The 2,317-nt window shown below is 63.8% G+C and carries 1 protein-coding gene and 1 pseudogene; both read right to left on the bottom strand.

What is annotated here, in order from left to right:
• Positions 1-1,640, bottom strand: a 1,640-nt coding sequence (locus EN939_RS30505; protein ID WP_245473216.1) for an acetolactate synthase 3 large subunit, incomplete at its 3' end; no start/stop codon positions are given.
• Positions 1,641-1,927: 287 nt separating this feature from the next.
• Positions 1,928-2,317: pseudogene (locus EN939_RS30500) on the bottom strand (DUF6600 domain-containing protein); the annotation flags it as partial.

Here is a 2,317-nt window from a genome sequence, read left to right as displayed (position 1 = left end):
CAGTTGGCGAGCGTCGCCACGCGGCAGTCGAACAGCACCGGCTTCCTGACCGAGATCATCTCCTTGATCGCGTCGTCCAGTTCGTCCGGCTTCTCGCAGCGAATGCCGTGTCCGCCATAGGCCTCGGCGAGCTTGACGAAGTCGGGCATCGCCTCGGTGTAGGAATGCGACAGCCGGTTGCCGTGCAGCAGCTGCTGCCACTGCCGCACCATGCCCATATACTGGTTGTTCAGGATGAAGATCTTGATCGGCGCGTCGTGCTGCACGGCAGCGCTCATCTCCTGCATCGTCATCTGCACGGAGGCGTCGCCGGCGATGTCGATGACCAGCGCGTCGGGATGCGCGATCTGCACGCCGAGCGCCGCCGGCAGGCCGTAACCCATCGTGCCCAGCCCGCCTGACGTCATCCAGCGGTTCGGCTTCTCGAAATGATAGTGCTGCGCCGCCCACATCTGGTGCTGGCCGACCTCGGTGGTGATGTAGGTGTCCATGCCCTTGGTCAGTTCGTAGAGCCGCTCGATGGCGTATTGCGGCATGATCACGTCGTTGTTCATCTTGTAGGCGAGCGAGTCGCGCGCACGCCATTTGGCGATCTGCTCCCACCACGGGTAGAGCGCCTTCTTGTCGGCCTTGGCGCTCGCGCGCCACAGCCGCACCATATCCTCCAGCACCCGGCCGACATCGCCGATGATCGGCACCTCGGTGTGAACGTTCTTGTTGATCGACGATGGATCGATGTCGATGTGGATCTTCTTCGAATTCGGCGAGAACGCGGTCAGCCGGCCGGTGATGCGGTCGTCGAAACGCGCGCCGATGCAGATCATCACGTCGCAGTCATGCATGGCCATGTTGGCTTCATAGGTGCCGTGCATGCCGAGCATGCCCATCCAGTTCTTGCCCGATGCCGGATAGGCACCGAGGCCCATCAGCGTCGAGGTAATCGGGAAACCGGTAAGATCGACCAGTTCGCGCAGCAGATGGCTCGCTTCCGGGCCGGAATTGATGACGCCGCCGCCGCTATAGATGATCGGCTTCTTGGCGCTGGCCATCAGCTCGACCGCCGCCTTGACCTTTTCCAGGTCGCCCTGGACCTTGGGCTGGTAGCTGGTGCGCGGCGCGATCTGCGGCGGGACGTAGAATCCCCTGGCGAACTGCACGTCCTTCGGAATATCGACGACGACCGGACCCGGACGGCCGGTGGTCGCGACATGGAAAGCCTCGTGGATGGTGGCGGCGAGCTCGTTGACGTCCTTCACCAGCCAGTTGTGCTTGGTGCAGGGGCGCGTGATGCCGACCGTATCGCATTCCTGAAAAGCGTCGGAGCCGATCAGCGAGGTCGGCACCTGCCCCGTCAGGCAGACCAGCGGGATCGAATCCATCAGCGCGTCCTGCAGCGGCGTCACCGCATTGGTGGCGCCGGGGCCGGAGGTCACCAGCATGACGCCGGCCTTGCCGGTCGAACGCGCATAGCCTTCGGCCGCATGGCCGGCGCCCTGCTCGTGGCGCACCAGTATGTGCTCGACATCGTCCTGCTGGAAGATCTCGTCATAGATCGGAAGGACAGCGCCGCCGGGATAGCCGAAGACATGCTTGACGCCATTGTCCTTCAGCGCCTGCACCACCATTTCGGCACCTGTCATCTCGCGCCGCTCGTTCTGTCCGTTGCTCATCGGTCTGGTCCCGTACTGTCGCCATTTGGCGTTTGCTGGTCGTTTAGTCGTGTTTAAGGCAATAAAAAAGGCCCCCGAGGGAGCCTGTGTCTTGCGCATGGGGGGTTTTCGCCCGGCGGTTACACCGCCTTGCCCACGCGCTTTCCTACGAGAATGAGTGCCGTTTTCATGGTGGCGGACACTAAGGGCGGGCAAGGCAGCCTGTCAACGGGAAAAATCGCGCCGGCGCGCACAGCGTGCCGGCGCGATCGAGCTTGTCAGCCCGGCGCCTTGCAGCGGGAAACGCGTGGATCGCATTTGAACGCCTTCCTGGCCTGCATCTTCGCTGGCGGATGGTGGGGTGCCACCCTTGCCGGGGCATGGTGCTGGGGCATGCGCATTGCCAACGCTTGCTGATGCGGCTTTTGTTGCCCAGCTCCGCGTGCAAGACGCTGCCCCGAAACCGGCTTGGGCGACCCCCGGTTGAGCGACGATTTGACAACGATGCGTCCGTCGCCCGCGGTCCTGTCGGCATGCAGCTTGAGCGCATCGGCCTTCGCGCCGTTGCCGGCGGCCATCCGCTTGCTCACCGGCTTCACGACCACCGGATTGCTGGCAGTCACCGCGCCGGGGGAAATGGCCTTGTTGCCGGTCGCAGTCTTGGGACC

Origin of the sequence: Mesorhizobium sp. M7A.F.Ca.CA.002.05.1.1 (genome assembly GCF_003998335.1) — a bacterium.
In the GTDB taxonomy this organism is placed as follows: Bacteria; Pseudomonadota; Alphaproteobacteria; order Rhizobiales; family Rhizobiaceae; genus Mesorhizobium.
This window is presented reverse-complemented; position numbering and strand designations above follow the sequence as displayed.